General features: G+C 54.3%; 13 protein-coding genes and 2 pseudogenes. 7 read left to right on the top strand and 8 right to left on the bottom strand.

The genetic code is table 11. The annotated features are described in order from the left end of the window. Positions 1 to 131: 131 nt before the first annotated feature. The 3 genes from argH to argC form a co-directional block, all read right to left on the bottom strand. Positions 132 to 1,505, bottom strand: a complete 1,374-nt coding sequence (gene argH, locus FCH32_RS21295; RefSeq protein ID WP_174361478.1) for an argininosuccinate lyase — start codon at positions 1,503 to 1,505, stop codon at positions 132 to 134. Between the two features lie 107 nt (positions 1,506 to 1,612). Next, positions 1,613 to 2,389, bottom strand: a complete 777-nt coding sequence (argB, locus tag FCH32_RS21290; RefSeq protein ID WP_117343671.1) for an acetylglutamate kinase — start codon at positions 2,387 to 2,389, stop codon at positions 1,613 to 1,615. Positions 2,390 to 2,396: 7 nt separating this feature from the next. Further along, on the bottom strand, positions 2,397 to 3,401 hold the full coding sequence (gene argC, locus FCH32_RS21285) for an N-acetyl-gamma-glutamyl-phosphate reductase (protein ID WP_115259745.1): 1,005 nt from the start codon (positions 3,399 to 3,401) through the stop codon (positions 2,397 to 2,399). A gap of 155 nt (positions 3,402 to 3,556) precedes the next feature. Here argC and argE point away from each other — a divergent pair, with 155 nt between their 5' ends. The 6 genes from argE to gldA all read left to right on the top strand — a co-directional run bounded on the left by argE (position 3,557) and on the right by gldA (position 12,634). Next, positions 3,557 to 4,708, top strand: coding sequence for an acetylornithine deacetylase (argE, locus tag FCH32_RS21280; protein WP_096758795.1), 1,152 nt, complete (start codon positions 3,557 to 3,559; stop codon positions 4,706 to 4,708). 280 nt (positions 4,709 to 4,988) lie between these two features. After that, positions 4,989 to 7,640 (top strand): phosphoenolpyruvate carboxylase, encoded by a 2,652-nt coding sequence (gene ppc, locus FCH32_RS21275; RefSeq protein WP_115259747.1) that lies wholly within the window; start codon positions 4,989 to 4,991, stop codon positions 7,638 to 7,640. A gap of 211 nt (positions 7,641 to 7,851) precedes the next feature. Then, positions 7,852 to 9,585, top strand: coding sequence for a phosphoethanolamine transferase CptA (locus FCH32_RS21270; protein WP_137400463.1), 1,734 nt, complete (start codon positions 7,852 to 7,854; stop codon positions 9,583 to 9,585). A 151-nt stretch (positions 9,586 to 9,736) separates the two neighbouring features. Further along, positions 9,737 to 10,588, top strand: a complete 852-nt coding sequence (locus tag FCH32_RS21265; protein ID WP_135912757.1) for a helix-turn-helix transcriptional regulator — start codon at positions 9,737 to 9,739, stop codon at positions 10,586 to 10,588. Positions 10,589 to 10,856: 268 nt separating this feature from the next. After that, positions 10,857 to 11,519, top strand: coding sequence for a fructose-6-phosphate aldolase (gene fsa, locus FCH32_RS21260; RefSeq protein ID WP_153880619.1), 663 nt, complete (start codon positions 10,857 to 10,859; stop codon positions 11,517 to 11,519). Positions 11,520 to 11,530: 11 nt separating this feature from the next. Further along, a complete protein-coding gene (gene gldA / locus FCH32_RS21255) occupies positions 11,531 to 12,634 on the top strand; it encodes a bifunctional L-1,2-propanediol dehydrogenase/glycerol dehydrogenase (RefSeq protein ID WP_135912759.1) in 1,104 nt (367 codons plus the stop codon). Between the two features lie 106 nt (positions 12,635 to 12,740). On the opposite strand, the gene katG is transcribed toward gldA, so the two are convergent. From katG to FCH32_RS23285, 3 genes and pseudogenes are all read right to left on the bottom strand, one after another. Then, positions 12,741 to 14,921 (bottom strand): catalase/peroxidase HPI, encoded by a 2,181-nt coding sequence (katG, locus tag FCH32_RS21250; protein ID WP_117343664.1) that lies wholly within the window; start codon positions 14,919 to 14,921, stop codon positions 12,741 to 12,743. Positions 14,922 to 15,088: 167 nt separating this feature from the next. Beyond that, a complete protein-coding gene (gene metF, locus FCH32_RS21245; protein WP_096758802.1) occupies positions 15,089 to 15,976 on the bottom strand; it encodes a methylenetetrahydrofolate reductase in 888 nt (295 codons plus the stop codon). 157 nt (positions 15,977 to 16,133) lie between these two features. Next, positions 16,134 to 16,461, bottom strand: a pseudogene (locus FCH32_RS23285) (LysR family transcriptional regulator); the annotation flags it as partial. Between FCH32_RS23285 and FCH32_RS23515 the strand changes: the two are divergent. Further along, positions 16,443 to 16,547 (top strand): annotated as a pseudogene (locus FCH32_RS23515) (carboxymuconolactone decarboxylase family protein); the annotation flags it as partial. The pseudogenes FCH32_RS23285 and FCH32_RS23515 overlap by 19 nt on opposite strands. Before the next feature lie 100 nt (positions 16,548 to 16,647). On the opposite strand, the gene metL reads toward FCH32_RS23515, so the two are convergent. Then, complete coding sequence (metL, locus tag FCH32_RS21240; protein ID WP_115259753.1) at positions 16,648 to 19,080, bottom strand: bifunctional aspartate kinase/homoserine dehydrogenase II; 2,433 nt, start codon at positions 19,078 to 19,080, stop codon at positions 16,648 to 16,650. Between the two features lie 2 nt (positions 19,081 to 19,082). Beyond that, entirely contained in the window at positions 19,083 to 20,243 is a 1,161-nt protein-coding gene (gene metB, locus FCH32_RS21235) for a cystathionine gamma-synthase (RefSeq protein WP_096758808.1), read from the bottom strand. Positions 20,244 to 20,337: the final 94 nt, after the last annotated feature.

Genomic DNA, 20,337 nt, shown 5'->3' with positions numbered 1-20,337 from the left:
CCAACGTGAACGTTTGCGGACCTCTGGTCCGCTTTTTTTTGCATAAAAAAGCCCGGCTTGATGCCAGGCTCAGATAACTATTTGCCGGATGGCGACGCGAAGGCGTTTACCGCCATCGGGCAAAACACACGTTACGCCAGGCGCGCCTTCGCGTAGTCGATCGCCTGCGCTACCTGCTGCGGTGAAACGCCCCCTTTCGCCACACGCTTATCGAGGCACGACTGTAGCGAGAGGATCGGGTACACGTCATCGCCAATCACGGCGCTGAATTTTTGCAAATCAGCCAGTGACAGTGCTTCCAGCGGTTTGCCCTGACGAATCGCCTCAACTACCGTTTCACCCACGATATGGTGTGCTTCACGGAACGGGACGCCTTTCGCCACCAGATAATCGGCCAGCTCCGTAGCGTTGGCATAGCCCTGCTGCGCGGCTTCCTGGCAACGTGGGCGTTTTACCTGAATACCGTCCAGCACCAGCGCCGCCATATGCAGGCAGTCCAGCCAGGTATCGAGTGCATCGAACAGCCCTTCTTTGTCTTCCTGCATATCCTTGTTATACGCCAGCGGCAGTCCTTTCAGCGTCATCATCATGCCAGTCAACGCACCTTGCACGCGGCCACATTTGCCACGAATCAGCTCTAATGCGTCCGGATTTTTCTTCTGCGGCATTAATGATGAACCGGAGGTTACGCGATCGGACAGTTCCACAAAACCGGCTTCCCCGGTATTAAAGAAAATCAGATCTTCAGCAAAGCGTGACAGGTGAACCATACCGATAGAGGCATCAGAGAGGAGCTCCAGCACATGGTCACGATCGGATACGCTGTCCAGACTATTGCGGGTCGCCGAGGCGAAACCCAGCCAGCCAGCCAATTGTTCGCGATCGATTTCATAGGCGGTACCCGCCAGTGCACCGCAGCCTAACGGGCTGACATCCAGACGCTTGAGCGTATCCTGCAAACGGCTCTCATCACGCGCCAGCATTTCAACATAGGCCAGACACCAATGAGCAAACGTCACCGGCTGGGCACGCTGCAGGTGGGTATAACCCGGCATGACGGCATCCTGATTATTCTCTGCTGTCACCACCAGCGCGCTTTGCAACTGACTGTTAGCAGACAACAATTCAAGCACCGTGTCTTTGCACCACAGTTTAAGATCGGTTGCCACCTGGTCATTACGGCTACGCCCGGTATGCAGTTTTTTACCCAACGGCCCGACTTTATCGATGAGCTTGCCTTCTACCCAACTGTGAATATCTTCCGCATCGCTTTGCAGGATCTGTTGCGGGTCGAGGCGTACTTCTTCCAGCAGTGTATTCAACGCCTCTTCCAATTGACATTGTTCATCAGCAGTCAACACACCGACCGTGACCAGCGCTTTGGACCAGGCCACAGAGCCGACGATATCCTGCTCGGCCAAGCGGTAGTCGAAGCGCAAAGAGTCGTTGAACTGTTTGAACCGCTGATCTGCTGCCTGTGTAAAACGCCCACCCCAAAGTGCCATAACGAATTTCCTTAATATGATATTTTGCCCGGTGGCGCTACGCTTACCGGGCCAACAAAACCCATGCAGGCCGGATAAGGCGACGCTGCCATCCGGCACAGTAATAGTTAAGCCAGAATACGCGTACCGATCGGCGTGCCGTTAAACAGCGCCGGGAGTTGTTCGGCATGACGCCAGGAAGCGATATCCACTGGACGCCCCAGCGTACGTGCCGCGTCCAGCGCCGCGTTCACCTTCACAATCATGCCATCGGTGATAATACCCTGCTCAATCAGCTGTTCTGCTTTGGCTGCGGTCATTTCGGCAATCCGCTGGCCTTTACCATCCAGAATACCGCTGACGTCAGACAACAGGATCAGATCCGCACCCAGCGTTGCCGCCAGCGCCGTCGCAGCCTGATCGGCATTGACGTTCATCAGTTGCCCTTCTTCCGTGACGCCTATCGAGCTGACGACCGGTAGAAAACCGTTTTCCAGTAGCGTGTTAATCAGCTTAGGAGAACCAGGCTGTGCCAGTCCAACATGACCTAACGCTACATCGAGCTGGGTCACTTTTACGCTGTCACCATCGCCAAGGTACAGACCAACAGCGTCAATATGGTGTTTCTTCGCCCACGCCAGCAGCGTTTTATTCGCCGTTCCGGCCAGGGCACCGGTAATGATGTCGATCTGGTCGGCTGGCGTCACGCGCAGACCATTTTTCTTTGTCACCGGCAAGTTGAGCCCTTTCATCAGCTCGTCAACCACGCAGCCGCCACCGTGCACAATGACCAGCGGACGCTGGTGCGACTCGCGATAATTGACCAGAGCGGTAAACAAACGCTCCAGCGCCTCTTCGCTATCCAGTAAAACGCCGCCCAGCTTGATAATTAATGGATTCATCATTGCACCCTTAAAGAAGAGACTGCGTTTCAGCAAAGCCGAAACGGATATTTGCGCACTGCATCGCCTGTGCGGCAGCGCCTTTCAATAAATTATCTTCGGTTGCCACCACAATCAGGTGCTCGCCCTGAACGGCAAAACCGATATCGCAGAACGGTAAACCCACCACATTTTTCAGGGCCGGGACACCGTTGTCATACAGACGAACCAGCGGTTTATCACCATAGGCCTGCTGCAGTGCTTGCGCCACCTGCGCATGGGTCACGCCCGGCTTCAAACGACAGGTGATGGTTTCCAAAATTCCGCGCGGGAAGTTGCCCAGATGCGGAGTAAAAATCACGTCCGCCCCCAAATGTGTGGCGATCTCCGGCTGATGGCGGTGGGTAAATACACCATACGGTTGCAGGCTCACTTCACAGAAGCTGTTCGAGATGGCAGCTTTACGTCCTGCTCCACTCACACCACTGGTGGCGTTAATTACCGGCCACTGGCTGAGATCAAGCAGGTTGGCATCAATCAGAGGCTTAAGCGACAACTGCGCCGCCGTGGGATAGCAACCCGGTACAGCAATCAGATTCGCGTCTTTTAGTTTGCTTGCACTCCACTCCGCCAGCCCGTAGACCGCTTGCTCCAGCAGCTCAGGATGCTGATGAGTAAAGCCATAATACTTTTCATAGAAGGCGCCGTCGTTAACACGGAACGCACCAGAGAGGTCAAACACCACACAGCCCGCTTCCAGAAACTGTGGCGCCAGGTCATGACTAACCTCATGGGCCGTCGCCAGAAACACAACGTCTACCCCTGCGCTAAACTCGCGGATATCCGACATGGGTTGCAACGGCAAATCAACAATGCCCTTTAACTGCGGATGTAAATCAGAGATTAATTTTCCTGCATCATTGCTTTGCGCTGAGACAGTCAAAGCGGTTATGTTCATATCAGGATGGCGATTTACATAGGTCACAAGCTCTGCACCAGCATAGCCACTGGCGCCCACAATCAGCGTATTCAACATCGGGGCTGTTCACCTTCTTATATTCGGTTGCCAGGTATAAGCCTTTATCACCTCACCTTACACTTGGTGGGTTTTATTTCGCTCAACATTATTGTATTTTTATTCACAAATACTGCATGAATATTGATACTATCATGACCCGAGGTGTGTCAACAATGAAAAACAATTTACCGCCATTTATCGAGATTTACCGCGCTCTGATTGCCACACCATCGATCAGCGCCACCGAAGAAGCGCTCGATCAAAGTAATGCAGGTTTAATCACTCTGCTGGCGGATTGGTTCAAAGATTTAGGCTTCAGCGTTGAGGTACAACCGGTTCCCGGCACCCGTAATAAATTCAATATGCTGGCAAGTACAGGCACCGGTGCAGGCGGCCTGCTGCTCGCCGGTCATACCGACACCGTACCGTTTGACGACGGACGTTGGACGCGCGATCCGTTCACCCTGACCGAACATGACAACAAGCTCTACGGACTGGGTACGGCGGATATGAAAGGTTTCTTCGCGTTTATTCTCGATGCACTGCGTGATGTCGATGTGAAACAGCTGAAAAAGCCGCTCTACATCCTGGCCACCGCCGATGAAGAGACCAGTATGGCGGGCGCACGCTACTTCTCTGAAAATACGGCGATTCGCCCGGATTGCGCGATCATCGGTGAGCCAACATCCCTGCAGCCAATTCGCGCACACAAAGGCCATATTTCCACGGCGGTACGCGTACTCGGCCAGTCTGGCCATTCCAGCGATCCAGCGCGCGGCGTGAACGCCATTGAACTGATGCACGATGCCATCGGCCATATTATGCAGTTGCGCGACTCGCTGAAAGCACGCTATCACCACGATTCATTCACCGTGCCTTACCCGACGCTGAACCTCGGCAGCCTGCATGGCGGCGATGCCTCCAACCGTATTTGCGCCTGCTGCGAACTGCACATGGATATCCGCCCGTTGCCGGGAATGACGTTAAGCGACCTGAATGGCTTACTGACGGACGCGCTGGCCCCGGTGAGCGAACGCTGGCCTGGCCGACTGACGGTTTCCGAGCTGCACCCGCCGATCCCGGGTTACGAATGCCCGCCGGATCACCAACTGGTCGAGGTGGTGGAAAAACTGCTCGGCGAGAAAACCGATGTGGTGAACTACTGCACAGAAGCACCGTTTATCCAGACGCTGTGCCCGACGCTAGTACTGGGACCAGGTTCCATTAATCAGGCACATCAACCAGATGAATATCTGGAAACACGCTTCATTAAGCCAACCCGCGAATTAATTACCCAGGTTGTGCATCATTTTTGCTGGCATTAACCGAACGTCGCCTTGCTAATCCTTTAGTGGTAAGCAAGGCGATTCTTTTAACATTTGCATAAGCAACGCTTATTTGACGCGATGTGAATTAAATAACGTAAATTCCCGCCATTTTTTCGTTTGCTGAACCGATTTCGCAGCAATTGACGTCAGGTGTTTTACGTGGCTTTATAAAAGACGACTAAAAAGTTAAGTCCGAAAGATTTCGCGTTGCAGCCAATGCCGCTGGGACACGAAAGATACAGGACATATTCAAAACAGATGGGGTGTCTGGGATCATATGAACGAACAATATTCCGCGTTGCGTAGTAATGTCAGTATGCTCGGCAAAGTGCTGGGAGAAACCATCAAGGATGCGCTGGGAGAGAACATTCTCGATCGCGTAGAAACAATCCGTAAGCTGTCTAAATCATCCCGCGCTGGCAATGAAGCGAACCGTCAGGAACTGCTCACTACGCTGCAGAATCTGTCTAACGACGAGCTGCTGCCAGTTGCCCGTGCGTTTAGTCAGTTCCTGAACCTGGCCAATACCGCCGAACAGTACCACAGCATTTCGCCAAAAGGCGAAGCTGCCAGCAACCCGGAAGTGATTGCCCGTACCCTGCGTAAACTGAAAGACCAGCCTAACCTCGATGAAGCGACAATCAAAAAAGCCGTGGAATCGCTGTCTCTGGAGCTGGTCCTGACCGCACACCCAACCGAAATCACCCGCCGTACGTTGATTCATAAAATGGGTGAGGTTAACGCATGCCTCAAGCAGCTTGATAACAAAGACATCGTCGATTACGAACGCCACCAGTTGATGCGCCGCCTGCGCCAGCTAATCGCCCAATCATGGCACACGGATGAAATCCGTAAACTGCGTCCCAGCCCGGTTGATGAAGCCAAATGGGGCTTCGCCGTGGTTGAAAATAGCCTGTGGGAAGGTGTACCGAACTATCTGCGTGAACTGAATGAACAGCTGGAAGCGCATCTGAACTACAAGCTGCCAGTCGATTTTGTCCCAGTCCGATTCACCTCGTGGATGGGCGGTGACCGTGACGGTAACCCGAACGTAACGGCAGATATCACCCGCCACGTGCTCCTGCTCAGCCGCTGGAAAGCGACCGATCTGTTCCTGAAAGACATCCAGTTTCTGGTTTCTGAACTGTCGATGGTCGAAGCCACGCCTGAGCTATTAGCGCTGGTGGGTGAAGAAGGCGCGGCAGAACCCTATCGCCATCTGATGAAAATGCTCCGTTCGCGTCTGATGACGACCCAGGCCTGGCTAGAAGCGCGACTGAAAGGCGAAAAATTGCCGAAACCTGCAGGTCTGCTGACACAAAACGAGCAGCTATGGGAACCGCTGTACGCGTGTTATCAGTCACTGCAAGCCTGCGGTATGGGCATCATCGCCAATGGCGAACTGCTCGATACCTTGCGCCGAGTGAAATGTTTTGGCGTCCCGCTGGTGCGTATCGATATTCGTCAGGAAAGTACCCGTCATACCGAAGCGCTGGGCGAACTGACCCGTTACCTGGGCATTGGCGACTACGAAAGCTGGTCAGAAGCAGACAAACAGGCCTTCCTGATCCGAGAACTGAACTCCAAACGTCCACTGCTGCCACGCAGCTGGGAACCGAGTAACGATACCCGCGAAGTCCTCGATACCTGTCGGGTGATTGCCGAAGCACCTCATGGTTCTATTGCTGCCTACGTGATCTCGATGGCGAAAACACCGTCGGATGTGCTGGCCGTTCACCTGCTGCTGAAAGAAGCTGGCATTGGTTTTACCATGCCGGTAGCGCCGCTGTTTGAAACGCTGGACGACCTCAACAATGCTGACGATGTAATGACTCAGTTGTTGAATATCGACTGGTACCGCGGTCTGATTCAGGGCAAGCAGATGGTCATGATTGGCTACTCTGATTCCGCAAAAGACGCAGGCGTGATGGCGGCGTCCTGGGCGCAATATCAGGCGCAAGATGCGTTGATCAAAACCTGCGAAAAAGCCGGCATTGAACTGACGTTGTTCCACGGCCGGGGTGGTTCAATCGGCCGCGGTGGCGCTCCGGCCCATGCGGCACTGCTCTCACAACCACCTGGCAGCCTGAAAGGCGGACTGCGCGTCACTGAGCAGGGTGAGATGATCCGCTTCAAATACGGTCTGCCGGAAGTGACCATCAGCAGCCTGTCTCTGTACACCGCCGCGATCCTGGAAGCCAACCTGCTACCACCGCCGGAACCGAAAGACAGCTGGTGCCATATTATGGATGAGCTGTCAGATATCTCCTGCAAGCTGTACCGTGGCTACGTGCGTGAGAACAAAGACTTTGTACCTTACTTCCGCTCAGCAACTCCCGAGCAGGAACTGGGTAAATTACCGCTCGGCTCACGTCCAGCTAAGCGCCGTCCGACCGGTGGGGTAGAGTCTTTGCGTGCCATTCCATGGATCTTCGCCTGGACACAAAACCGCCTGATGCTCCCGGCCTGGCTGGGCGCAGGTACCGCACTGCAAAAAGTGGTTGAAGACGGTAAACAGAGCGAACTTGAAGCGATGTGCCGCGACTGGCCATTCTTCTCCACGCGCCTTGGCATGCTGGAAATGGTGTTCTCGAAAGCGGACCTGTGGCTGGCAGAATACTACGATCAGCGTCTGGTCAAAAAAGAGCTGTGGCCGTTAGGTGAAGAACTGCGCCACCGTCTGGAAGCCGACATCAACGTGGTACTGGCAATCGCCAACGACTCACATTTGATGGCCGACCTGCCGTGGATTGCCGAGTCAATTCAGTTAAGAAATATTTATACCGATCCGTTGAACGTGCTACAGGCTGAACTGTTACACCGTTCGCGTCTGGCAGAAGAACAAGGTGAAGCCCCCGATCCGCGCGTTGAACAAGCGCTGATGGTCACCATCGCCGGTGTCGCAGCGGGTATGCGTAATACCGGTTAAGTAAGCCCCCCCTGTCACCCTCGTGCAATTGCGCGGGGGTGACCTCAAAAACGCTTGTCATAACCGTTTCATTTCAAATATATTCTTGCCTTGATTCATTTATTTTATGAATGAATCATCAACGAAACGCGATCTTAACGTCGCGACGCTTCAGATCTCCTTAAGATTTAGCCGCTACTCTTGGCGACACGATTAATGACAGGCTCACACTATGCAATCCTTACAACTCCAGACTAAACCCCCGTTTAGCTGGAAAGCCCTAGGTTGGGCACTTCTCTATTTTTGGTTTTTTTCTTCATTACTGCAGGCCATTATTTATTTTAGCGGTTATAGCGGATCGACCGGATTACGTGACTCATTATTATTTAGTTCGCTATGGTTGATCCCGGTATTCTTATTCCCTAATCGTATACGTATTATTGCCGCCGTCATTGGCGTCGTGCTGTGGGCCGCGTCGCTCGCCGCACTGAGTTATTACGTCATTTACGGGCAGGAGTTCTCACAGAGCGTGCTGTACGTGATGTTTGAGACTAATGCCAACGAAGCCAGCGAATACTTAAGTCAGTATTTCAGCCTTAAAATTGTCTTCATCGCGCTGGCCTATACCGCCGTAGCGATTCTGCTGTGGACGCGCCTGCGCCCGGTTCATATTCCCTCCCCCTGGCGTTATCTGGTGTCGTTTGCGCTGTTATACGGCTTGATTCTGCACCCGATGACCGTCAATACATTTATTAAGCATAAACCTTTCGAGCAAACGCTGAACGGTCTTGCTGCTCGTATGGAGCCCGCCGCACCGTGGCAGTTTATTTCTGGCTATTATCAGTATCGTCAACAACTAACCTCATTGAACAGTCTGCTGAATGAGAACAATGCGCTACCGCCACTGGCGCACTTTAAAGACAACTCTGGCGATGCTCCGCGCACGCTGGTGCTGGTGATTGGTGAGTCAACTCAGCGTGGGCGCATGAGCCTGTACGGCTATCCGCGTAAAACCACGCCGGAACTGGACGCGCTGCACAAATCCGATCCTAACCTGACCGTATTCAATAATGTTGTGACCTCTCGTCCTTACACTATTGAAATCCTGCAGCAGGCGCTGACCTTTGCTAACGAGAAGAACCCGGATTTATATCTGACGCAGCCGTCGCTGATGAACATGATGAAGCAGGCGGGGTATAAGACCTTCTGGATCACTAACCAGCAAACCATGACCGCCCGTAACACCATGCTGACCGTATTTTCCAAGCAAACGGATAAGCAGTTCTATATGAACCAGCAGCGAACGCAAAGTGCGCGCGAATATGACAGCAACGTGCTGGCACCGTTTAAAGAAGTGCTGGCCGATCCGGCGCCGAAAAAATTCATCATCGTTCATCTGCTGGGAACACATATTAAGTACAAATTCCGCTATCCGGATGGTCAGGGGAAATTCGACAACAATATCGACCACGTTCCTGCAGGCCTGAGCAACGATGAGCTGGAAGCCTATAACGATTACGACAGCGCTAATGTGTATAACGACCACATCATTGCCAGCCTGATTAACGACTACAAAGCCACCGATCCGAACGGCTTCCTGCTCTACTTCTCCGACCATGGCGAAGAGGTGTATGACACGCCGCCGCATAAAACGCAGGGGCGTAATGAAGACAACCCAACGCGTCATATGTACACGGTGCCGTTCCTGCTATGGACGTCTGAAAAATGGCAGGCTGCACACCCGCGTGACTTCTCACAAGATGTCGATCGTAAGTACAGCAGCTCTGAACTTATTCATACCTGGTCTGATTTAGCGGGCTTTACCTACGATGGATTCGACCCGACACGTGCCATTACCAACCCGCAGTTCAAAGAGACAACCCGCTGGATTGGTAATCCGTACAAGAAAAACGCCCTGATTGATTACGATACTCTGCCTTACGGCGATCAAATCGGTAATCAATAACAGGCTGCCGGATGCGCTACGCTTATCCGACCTACAGCTCGCAATGACTTGTAGGCCGGATAAGGCATTAGCCGCCATCCGGCAATAATCACTTGAGGGCGGTTGCTTTCAACGTTACTGTGGCCCTGTCAGTTGCCAGCAAGGGATTCACATGTATCACGACGTCAGCCACCTTCTCTCCCGCCTGATTAACGGTCCCCTCCCGCTGCGGCAGGTGTGTTTCGCCAGCACCAACGGTTCAATGCCGGAATTAGCCTATCAGGTTGATTTTCCCCGTCTGGAAATTGTACTGGAAGGCGAGTTTGCTGATGTCAGCATCGGAAACAAACTTACCTCTGGTGATGTGCTGTACGTCCCGGCAGGTGGTTGGAATCTCCCGCAGTGGCACACGCCGGTCACCACGCTCAGCATCCTGTTCGGCAAACAGCAGTTAGGTTTCAGCATCGTTCAGTGGGATGGAAAACAATGTCAAAACCTCGCCAAACAACACGTTGCGCGGCGCGGACCGCGTATTGGCTCCTTCCTGCTGCAAACGCTACATGAGATGCAGATGCAGCCACAGGAGCAACAAACGGCCAGGTTGATCGTCGCCAGTCTGTTAAGCCACTGTCGCGATCTGCTGGGCAGCCAGATCCAGACCGCGTCGCGTAGTCAGGCGCTTTTCGACGCTATTCGCGACTATATCGACGAACGCTACGCCTCGCCGCTGACCCGCGAATCCGTCGCCCAGGCATTCTACATTTCACCGAATTACCTCTCACACCTGTTTCAGAAAACCGGGGCGATTGGTTTTAACGAGTATCTGAACCATACGCGACTGGAACACGCTAAGGCGCTGCTGAAGGGTTACGACCTGAAGGTGAAAGAAGTGGCACACTCCTGTGGATTTGTCGACAGTAACTACTTCTGTCGCCTGTTTCGTAAGAATACAGAGCGTTCTCCGTCAGAGTATCGTCGGCAATATCACAGCCAGTTAACGGAAAAAGAGGCACATCGGCAGTGAAGCCGTTGCGTAGCGACACAGACTGAGCACAAATCCATCATTTACTGGATTTTTGTAATATGCAAGAACCCTCAAAACTCTCTATACCCCAGAATAAACCCATAGCTAATTAACATGTGATGTATCTCTCACTTTGACAGATACATTACATTTATCCAGTTTTTGGCAGATTTGTCAGATAGCGCACGACTGTAAAACGCTCTTATCCTGTACGCAGAACAGCATTCCGGCAACGGGCGGCTAACCGAATATTAAGAGGGTGTTTTGTATGGAACTGTACCTGGATACCGCCAACGTGGCGGAAGTTGAACGTCTGGCACGCATCTTCCCGATTGCTGGCGTCACTACCAACCCAAGCATCGTGGCGGCAAGTAAAGAGTCCATCTGGGATGTACTGCCGCGTCTGCAAAAGGCAATGGGCAAAGACGGCATTCTGTTCGCGCAGACCATGAGCCGTGATGCGCAGGGGATGGTGGAAGAAGCTAAGCGCCTGAGCCTCGCCGTACCAGGTATCGTCGTTAAAATCCCGGTCACCGCCGAAGGTCTGGCGGCCATCAAGCAACTGAAAAAAGAAGGTATTACCACCTTAGGCACCGCCGTGTACAGCGCAGCGCAAGGACTGCTGGCCGCGCTGGCGGGAGCAAAATATGTCGCCCCTTATGTGAACCGTGTTGACGCCCAGGGCGGAGACGGTATCCGCACGGTACAGGAACTGCAAACATTGCTGGAGCTGCATGCACCAAACAGCATGGTGCTGGCAGCCAGCTTTAAAACGCCACGCCAGGCGCTGGATTGCTTACTGGCAGGATGTGAAGCAATCACCCTGCCATTAGATGTAGCGCAACAAATGCTCAATACCCCTGCGGTAGAGTCTGCAATAGAGAAGTTTGAGCAGGACTGGAACAACGCATTTGGTCGGATCACTCTTTAAGGAGATAACGTATGGATCGCATTATTCAATCACCGGGTAAATACATCCAGGGTGCCGATGTTATTACTCGTCTTGGCAGTTACCTCAAACCACTGGCGGAACGCTGGCTGGTTGTTGGAGACAAATTTGTCTTAGGCTTTGCCCAACCCGCCCTGGAAAAAAGCTTCCAGGATGCCGGTCTGGCGCTGGAAATCGCCCCGTTTGGCGGCGAATGTTCACAAAACGAAATCGATCGCCTGCGCGGCGTCGCGGAACAAGCGCAGTGTGGCGCGGTATTAGGTATTGGTGGCGGTAAAACGCTGGATACCGCCAAAGCACTAGCCCACTTTATGGGCGTGCCGGTTGCCATTGCACCGACCATTGCCTCAACCGATGCCCCCTGCAGCGCGCTGTCGGTAATTTACACCGATGCAGGTGAGTTCGATCGCTATCTGCTGCTGCCGAACAACCCGGACCGGGTCATTGTGGATACCAAAATTGTCGCGGGGGCACCGGCTCGTTTACTTGCCGCCGGCATTGGCGATGCGCTGGCAACCTGGTTTGAAGCCCGCGCCTGTTCACGCAGCGGCGCCACCACCATGGCCGGTGGTCAGTGTACTCAGGCGGCACTGGCGCTAGCCGAGCTGTGCTACAACACGCTGATCGAAGAAGGCGAAAAAGCGATGCTGGCCGCCGAGCAGCACGTGGTGACCCCAGCACTGGAGCGCGTGATTGAAGCCAACACCTACCTGAGCGGCGTCGGTTTTGAAAGCGGTGGGCTGGCCGCAGCACATGCTATTCACAACGGCCTGACGGCCATCCCGGATGCACATCACTATTATCACGGTGAAAAAGTGGCATTCGGTACGTTAACGCAGTTAGTACTGGAAAATGCGCCGGTAGAAGAAATTGAAACCGTGGCGGCACTGTGCCACTCCGTTGGTCTGCCAATCACCCTTGCCCAACTGGATATCAAGCAGGATATTCCGGCCAAAATGCGCATCGTGGCCGAAGCAGCCTGTGCCGAAGGCGAAACCATTCACAACATGCCTGGCGGCGCCACGCCGGATCAGGTTTACGCCGCGCTGCTGGTGGCAGATCAGTACGGTCAGCGATTCCTGCAAGAGTGGGAATAAGCACGGTTTGACCGGATGGCGGCTTCGCCTTATCCGGCCATGCCCAACGGCCAATAAAAATCCCCGCAATTGCGGGGATTTTCTGTATGCCATCCGGCCTCTTGCTTTACAGCAGGTCGAAACGGTCCAGATTCATCACTTTCACCCATGCCGCGACAAAGTCTTTCACAAACTTCTCGTGGGCATCGCTGCAGGCATACACTTCAGCCACAGCACGCAGGACCGAGTTAGAACCAAACACCAGGTCAGCGCGGGTTGCCGTGTACTTCACTTCGCCGCTCAGACGGTCGCGACCTTCAAACAGCTCCTGTGACGCATCAACCGCCTTCCACTCATGACGCATATCCAGCAGATTGACAAAGAAGTCAGTGCTGAGCACGCCTGGGCGATCGGTAAAGACGCCATGCTGGCTACCATCGAAGTTTGTTCCCAGCACACGCATACCGCCCACCAGCACGGTCATTTCCGGCGGGGTTAACGTCAGTTGCTGCGCTTTATCGATCAGCAGCGACTCGGTGGTCGAAACCTCAGGACGGGAACGATAATTACGGAAACCATCGGCAATCGGCTTGAGCAGTTCAAACATCTCAATATCAGTCTGATCCTGACGCGCATCCACACGGCCCGGCGCAAAAGGTACATTGATACTGACACCTGCCGCGCTTGCCGCCTTCTCCACACCAACGACGCCTGCCAGCACGATGATATCGGCTAACGAGGCGGTATGCGCCGATTTATAAATACCTTCCAGCACCGGCAGAACACGGGCTGCCGTCGCATTCACATCCCAGCCGCGTTGCGGGTTCAGCGCCAGACGCGCCCCGTTAGCCCCGCCGCGTTTATCGCCCCCGCGGAACGTTGACGCAGAAGCCCATGCCACCGACACCAACTCGCCCACGGAAAGCCCGGAAGCCGCAATGGTCGCCTTCAGGTTAAGGATATCTTCTTCGCTTGGGTTGAAGAACGCGTGCGGCAGCGGATCCTGCCAAATCAGATCTTCCTGCGGGACTTCTGGTCCAATGTAACGTGATTTTGGCCCCATATCCCGGTGCGTCAGCTTAAACCACGCGCGAGCAAAGGCTTCGTTAAACGCCTGCGGATCGTTGAGGAAACGACGGGAGATCTTCTCGAATTCCGGATCAAAACGCAGCGTCAGATCGGTAACCAGCATCGTCGGCTTACGTTTTTTCGACGGATCAAACGGATCCGGAATAATTTCAGGGGCATCGACCGCTTCAAACTGGATAGCACCGGCCGGGCTGCGGGTCTGTACCCATTCGTATTTGAACAGGTTCTCGAAGAAATAGTTGCTCCACTGGGTCGGCGTTTGCGTCCAGACCACTTCCAGACCCGAGGTGATGTTGTCTGCGCCCACACCGCTGCCATAGCTGCTGGCCCAACCTAAGCCCTGGGCCTCAATCGGTGCCGATTCTGGATCGGGGCCGACGTGCGATGCAGGACCTGCACCATGGGTTTTACCCAACGTATGACCACCGCCAATCAGCGCCACGGTTTCTTCGTCATTCATCCCCATGTTGCCGAAGGTGGCACGAATCGCTGCTGCCGCGGAAAGCGGTTCACCGCTGTGATCCGGCCCTTCCGGGTTCACGTAGATAAGTCCCATCTCAGTCGCACCCAGCGGGGCTTTCGCCAGCTCTTCCGGATGGCGGTGCGTCAACCAGGCTTTTTCGTCACCCCAGTTCACATCAAGATCCGGTTCCCATACGTCTTCACGACCGGCACCAAAGCCAAAGGTACGGAAGCCGGAGTTTTCCAGCGCCACATTACCCGCGAGGATAAACAGGTCGGCCCAGGAAATTTTCTGACCATATTTTTGCTTAACAGGCCACAACAGACGACGTGCTTTATCCAGGCTCACGTTGTCTGGCCAGGAGTTCAGTGGTGCAAAACGCTGCTGTCCGCGACCTGCGCCACCGCGTCCATCAATGGAGCGATAGGTCCCTGCGCCGTGCCATGCCATACGGATAAACAAACCGGCATACGTGCCCCAGTCAGCGGGCCACCACGGTTGAGATTCGGACAGGAGGGCTCTGAGATCCCCTTTCAGGGCAGAATAGTCGAGTTTGCTAAATTCTTTGCGGTAATTGAAATCTTCACCCAATGGGTTTGAACGGTTGGAGTGTTGGTTCAAAAGGTCTACGCGGAGTTGATTCGGCCACCAGTCGCGGTTATTTCTTCCTGCTCCCGCGCTGGGATCGTGACCGCCTTGATGGAAAGGACACTTACCGGCAGTTGATGCGTTTTGGCTATCGTCGGACATGCTCATCTATATGCTCCCTTTACAGTGTTCTAGCTACGATATACACCACCAGAGATAAGATATAGTCGAAAAAACCCACAGATTCGATAGCTAAATCCTTTTATATTTTTAGTTACAGAGATGTAGATCAAAATGATCAACAAAAAGCCCTCCGTAGAGGGCTGATGTTACAATTAAGCAGGCCTGACGCCCAGCGTATGGCATATCGCGTAGCTCATCTCGGCGCGATTGAGCGTATAGAAATGGAAATCTTTCACCCCTTCACGGCTTAAAATCTTCACCATGTCCATGGCAATGTTAGCGCCCACCAGCTTGCGGGTTTCCGCGTCATCATCCAGACCGTCAAACATCGTCGACATCCAGGAAGGGATGCGCACGTTGGTCATGTCAGCGAATTTTTTCGCCTGCTTAAAATTAGAGACCGGCAGGATACCCGGGATAATTTCCACATCGATACCTGCGGTTACGCAGCGGTCACGAAAACGCAGATAGCTTTCCACGTCGAAGAAAAACTGGGTGATCGCGCGATTCGCTCCGGCGTCGACCTTACGCTTCAGGTTGAGCAGATCGGCCTGGGCGCTTTTCGCTTCCGGGTGGACTTCCGGATAGGCCGCAACAGAGATATCAAAGTCTGCCACTTCTTTGAGTAACCCAACCAGATCGGCGGCGTACATATCCGGTTTGCCACTGCCTGGCGGCAGGTCGCCGCGCAGGGCCACAATATGACGAATCCCGTTGTTCCAGTAATCCTGAGCGATAATTCGCAGCTCGTCGCGAGTAGCATCAATACAGGTCAGATGCGGGGCCGCTTCAAGACCGGTGCGATCCTTAATCCCCTTAATGATGCTGTGCGTGCGGTCACGCTCACCGGAGTTTGCGCCGTAGGTCACGGAGACAAACTTGGGCTTCAGACTGCTCAGGCGATCGATTGAGTTCCACAGTGTTTGCTCCATTTCACTGGTGCGCGGCGGGAAAAACTCAAACGAAACGTTAATCTGACCCTGGACTTCAGCCAGGCTCTGATTCAGGGCTTCCCGCTGGTTGGCGTGAAAAAAGCTCATACCTTACCTCATCAATCTTTTGTCGTTATATGTTGTGTTGTGAACTGCTATACGTTTAGACGTCTAGATGTAAAAATGACGGAAAAGCGCCGTAACGTCAACATAAAAATCATCGTGAAAGGTGAGGAATACTCAGTGAAGATGAAAATAATTCACTTTAGCGTGCAGAAAGGAAGGACGCCGAGAGTAATGAAGGAAGCCATTGCAGGCGAGATTCTTGTTCAGGCGGTAATATCAGTCCGACAGTGATGCACAATTCCGTGTCGCATAGCGGACGAAAAACCACTCCCTGCCGCTGGATAGCTGCAAACGATGCCGGAAACAGGCTCACCCCCTCGCCACGTGCAATACGCGCGAGCAGAACATCATACTCCAGCGGCTCTTCAATACAGACAGGCGAGCGGGATCACGGTGAGTCCAGTAGCCTCCAGCGGCAGCGCCACACTAGCCGCGTCCAGTTTTCCACGCCGCACCTGGCGCGTTAGGTAACGCCACACCGCAGCTAAAGGTGCACATTGCCGCTGCGCTGAACGGGCTGTTCGCCGCAAAAGAGGTGTTTGCGAAACAGTAAAGATGCCGGATGGCGATGCTTGCGCATCTTATCCGGCCTACACGGCATTACCCTTACTACGTAGGCCGGATAAGCGTAGCGCCATCCGGCAACACACACCCTACAGCAACTGCGCCAGACGATTAATATCCGACTGAATCGCCCCGGCGGTCACATCACGACCCGCCCCCGGCCCACGGATCACCAGCGGGTTATCGCGGTACCAGCGGCTTTCGATGGCGAACACGTTATCGCACGGCAGCAGCGCCGCCAGCGGGTGTTCAGGGCGAACCGCTTCCACCCCCACACGCGCTTTGCCGTTGGCATCGAAACGTGCCACGTAGCGCAGTACCAGCCCCATTTCACGGGCGGCCTCCAGCCGCTGAACCATCTGCTCATTCAGCTCATCGCCATTTTCAAAGAAATGGTCAATAGAGCCTTCTTCACAGTGCGCAGGTACCAGTGACTCCACGCGAACCTGGTCCGGCTCGATGTCGTAACCCGCTTCACGCGCCAGGATCACCAGCTTGCGCATCACATCTTTACCAGAAAGGTCAACGCGCGGGTCTGGCTCGGTCAGCCCCTGCTGCCACGCCTGATCCACCAGATCGGTAAACGGAACAGAACCGTCAAATTGCAGGAACAGCCACGACAGCGTGCCGGAGAAGATCCCGCTGATCGACAAAATGGTGTCTCCGCTGTCAATCAGATCCCGTACGGTATGATTGATCGGCAATCCGGCACCGACAGTGGCGTTATACAGCCAGTGACGACCGGTTTTCTCAAAGGCGTCGTGGATTTGGCGATACTTATTACTCGTGCTTGCGCCAGCCAGTTTATTGGCGCTAATCACGTGAAAACCGTGGCTGGCGAAATCCAGATACTGATCCGCCAGTTGTTCACTGGCGGTGACGTCCAGCACGACTAAATCGTCATACGGGTGCGCGCGCATCCACAGGAACAAGGATTCTTCATCCTGCTCTACCGCTTCATCATCAAAGAAGGCTAACGCGCGGCTGGCGTCCAGTCCTTCGTAATTTAGCAGGCTACGGCGGCTATCCACCACGCCTGCCAGCACGAATTCAAAACCGGTACGCGCAGACAGCGTGCTCTGCTCACGGGCAAACAGCTCCAGCCAGCGAGAACCGATATTCCCCTTGCCAAACAGCACCAGGCCGATGCGTTTTTCAGCGCGGAAAATTGACTGGTGCAGACCCTGGATCAGGCTTTCGGTCGGGCCAGTACGCAGTACGGCAACCAGGCTGATACCCTCTTCTGACTGCCAGGTAAACTCAACCGGCTGCCCCTTCAGTTGTTGCCAGAAACGGTGGCAGTGCAGCGGGTTACGCGTCACCCCAGCACCCACCATCGCCACCAACGCCAGGCCTTGACGCAAACGCAGCTCGCCCGGCAGGCCTGCTTCATCAAGAATTTTCAGCGCGCCGTCAGCAACTTCAGAGGTGTAGCAAAATTGCAGCAGTTGGCGATCAGGATGCACACCCACCGCCAGCGGACGCACCTGTGCACGTTTTAAAATCTGGTCGATATCTTTGTAAGCCAGCTTAAAGTCCTGACCTGTGGGCACCTGGAACTCAATCAGGCAAACGTCGTCATGGCTGGTGACAATACGCGCCCCGGTACCGGAAGCCAGCACGCGTTCAATGCGCGTCGATCCTTGCTCCGGCGTATAGCTACAGCGCAACTGGAGATCAATATCGCTGCCGGAAACCGGCTGTAAGGTACGGGCATGGAGAACCGGTGCCGCCAGACGCGCCAGTTCGCTGGCTTCATCAAGGCGCAGCAACGGCAGCAAACACGCATCTTTTACTTTGCGCGGATCCGCGCTGTACACCCCGGCGACATCGCTCCAGATAGTCACGCGGGAAACACCCGCCAGTGCGCCAACCTGGGTCGCGGAGTAGTCAGAACCGTTACGCCCCAACAGCACCGTTTCGCCCGCATTACTGCGGCTGATAAATCCGGTCACCACCAGGCGTTTCCCCGGATGCTGCGCCAACAGCTGTTGCAGTAAGGGATACGAAAGGCCTTCATCCACCTGCGGTTGAGCGCCGCGTTCCGCGCGCAAAAACTCGCGCGCATCCAGCCAGGCAGATTCCAGACCCTGCTGGTTAAGTACGGCAGACATCAGACGCGCTGACCACACTTCACCATGCCCGACTACTTCAGCGTAAACCGTATCGTTGACGCCGCCGTCGAGTAAACCGGCCAGACGCTCCAGATCGTGAATAAACTCGCCAATCAGCCCATCGGCCACGTCTGGTGGTAACAGACCGCTAATAAGCTCGCTCTGATAGCGGCGTAACGCCTGCTGAACCTGATGCGCAGAAAGGCGATCGGTCTGGCTTAACTTCAGCCAGCTAATCAACTGGTTAGTGGTACTGCCCGCCGCGGAAACAACCATCATGTCGTCAGGCTGAGAGTACTCAGCCATAATGCCTGCGACACGTAAATAACATTTCACGTCAGCCAGACTACTACCACCAAATTTGTGCAGTTGACGACCCTTCGCCCCTGCCTGCGCAATCACACTCATGTTTACCCCTTGTTTGCAGCCCGGAAGCCATTTTCCAGGTCGGCAATTAAATCTTCGCCATCTTCAATACCGGTGGAGATACGCAGCAGCGTCTCAGAAATGCCGGCAGCAGCACGTGCTTCTGGTGCCATCCCCGCGTGGGTCATGGTCGCGGCATGGGAGATCAGGCTTTCGACGCCCCCCAGTGATTCTGCCAGCGTAAACAATGATAACCCGCCAAGGAAGTCGCGCAGCGTTTGCTCATCACCATCCAGTTCAAAACTCAACATCGCGCCAAAGCCTTTTTGCTGACGCGCGGCAATTTCATGCCCCTGATTATCCGGCAGTGACGGGTGATACAGTTTTTTCACCAGCGGCTGGGTTTGCAAATAGTCGACAATCGCCTGGGCGTTGCGTTGTGCCACCTCCATACGAGGTGATAGCGTACGCAGGCCGCGCAACAGCAGATAACTATCAAATGCGCCGCCGGTGACGCCGATATTATTCGCCCACCATGCCAGCTCAGTGACCAGTTCTGGATCTTTTGCAATCACCACGCCAGCCACGACATCTGAGTGACCATTTAAATATTTCGTGCATGAATGCAACACCAGATCGGCGCCCAATGCCAGTGGATTTTGCAGTGCCGGGCTTAAAAACGTGTTATCAACGACGCTTACCGCGCCAGCCTCACGCGCCAACTGGCAGATTTTCGCAATATCGACCACGCGTAACAGCGGATTACTTGGGCTTTCTACCAGCACCAACGTCGGTTTCTCCGCCAACGCGGCCTTCAGCGCGGCTTCATTGCCTTGATCGACAAACAGCACGCGATAACACCCACGCTTCGCCAGACTGTCAAACAGGCGATAGCTGCCGCCGTAACAGTCGTGCGGCGCCACTAGCAGGTCGCCCGGCTTCAGGAACACCGTAGTTACCAGATGAATTGCCGACATACCGGTACTGGTCAGCACCGCGCCCGCACCGCCTTCCAGCTCCGCCAGCGCACGCTGGACAACATCACGCGTCGGGTTACCGCGACGTGAATAGTCATGGGCCCGAGGCTCGTTGAATCCGGTAAAATTATAGGTGCTTGAAAGGTGAATCGGCGGGACAACGCAACCGTACTGCTCGTCGTCATTTAATCCGCTACGCACTGCGATGGTGGCCTGTTTACGCGTCATATTGAGGAGTTCCTGGCTGAGCCGGTGAATAGTCAGACCCCAGAGTAATCATTGTTACAATAGCCGTCAATACATCTGGACATCTAAACTTCTT

Origin of the sequence: Citrobacter gillenii (assembly GCF_013337685.1) — a bacterium.
In the GTDB taxonomy this organism is placed as follows: Bacteria; Pseudomonadota; Gammaproteobacteria; order Enterobacterales; family Enterobacteriaceae; genus Citrobacter; species Citrobacter gillenii.
Note: the sequence above shows the minus strand (reverse complement) of the source record. Positions and strands in the feature narration are given on the sequence as shown.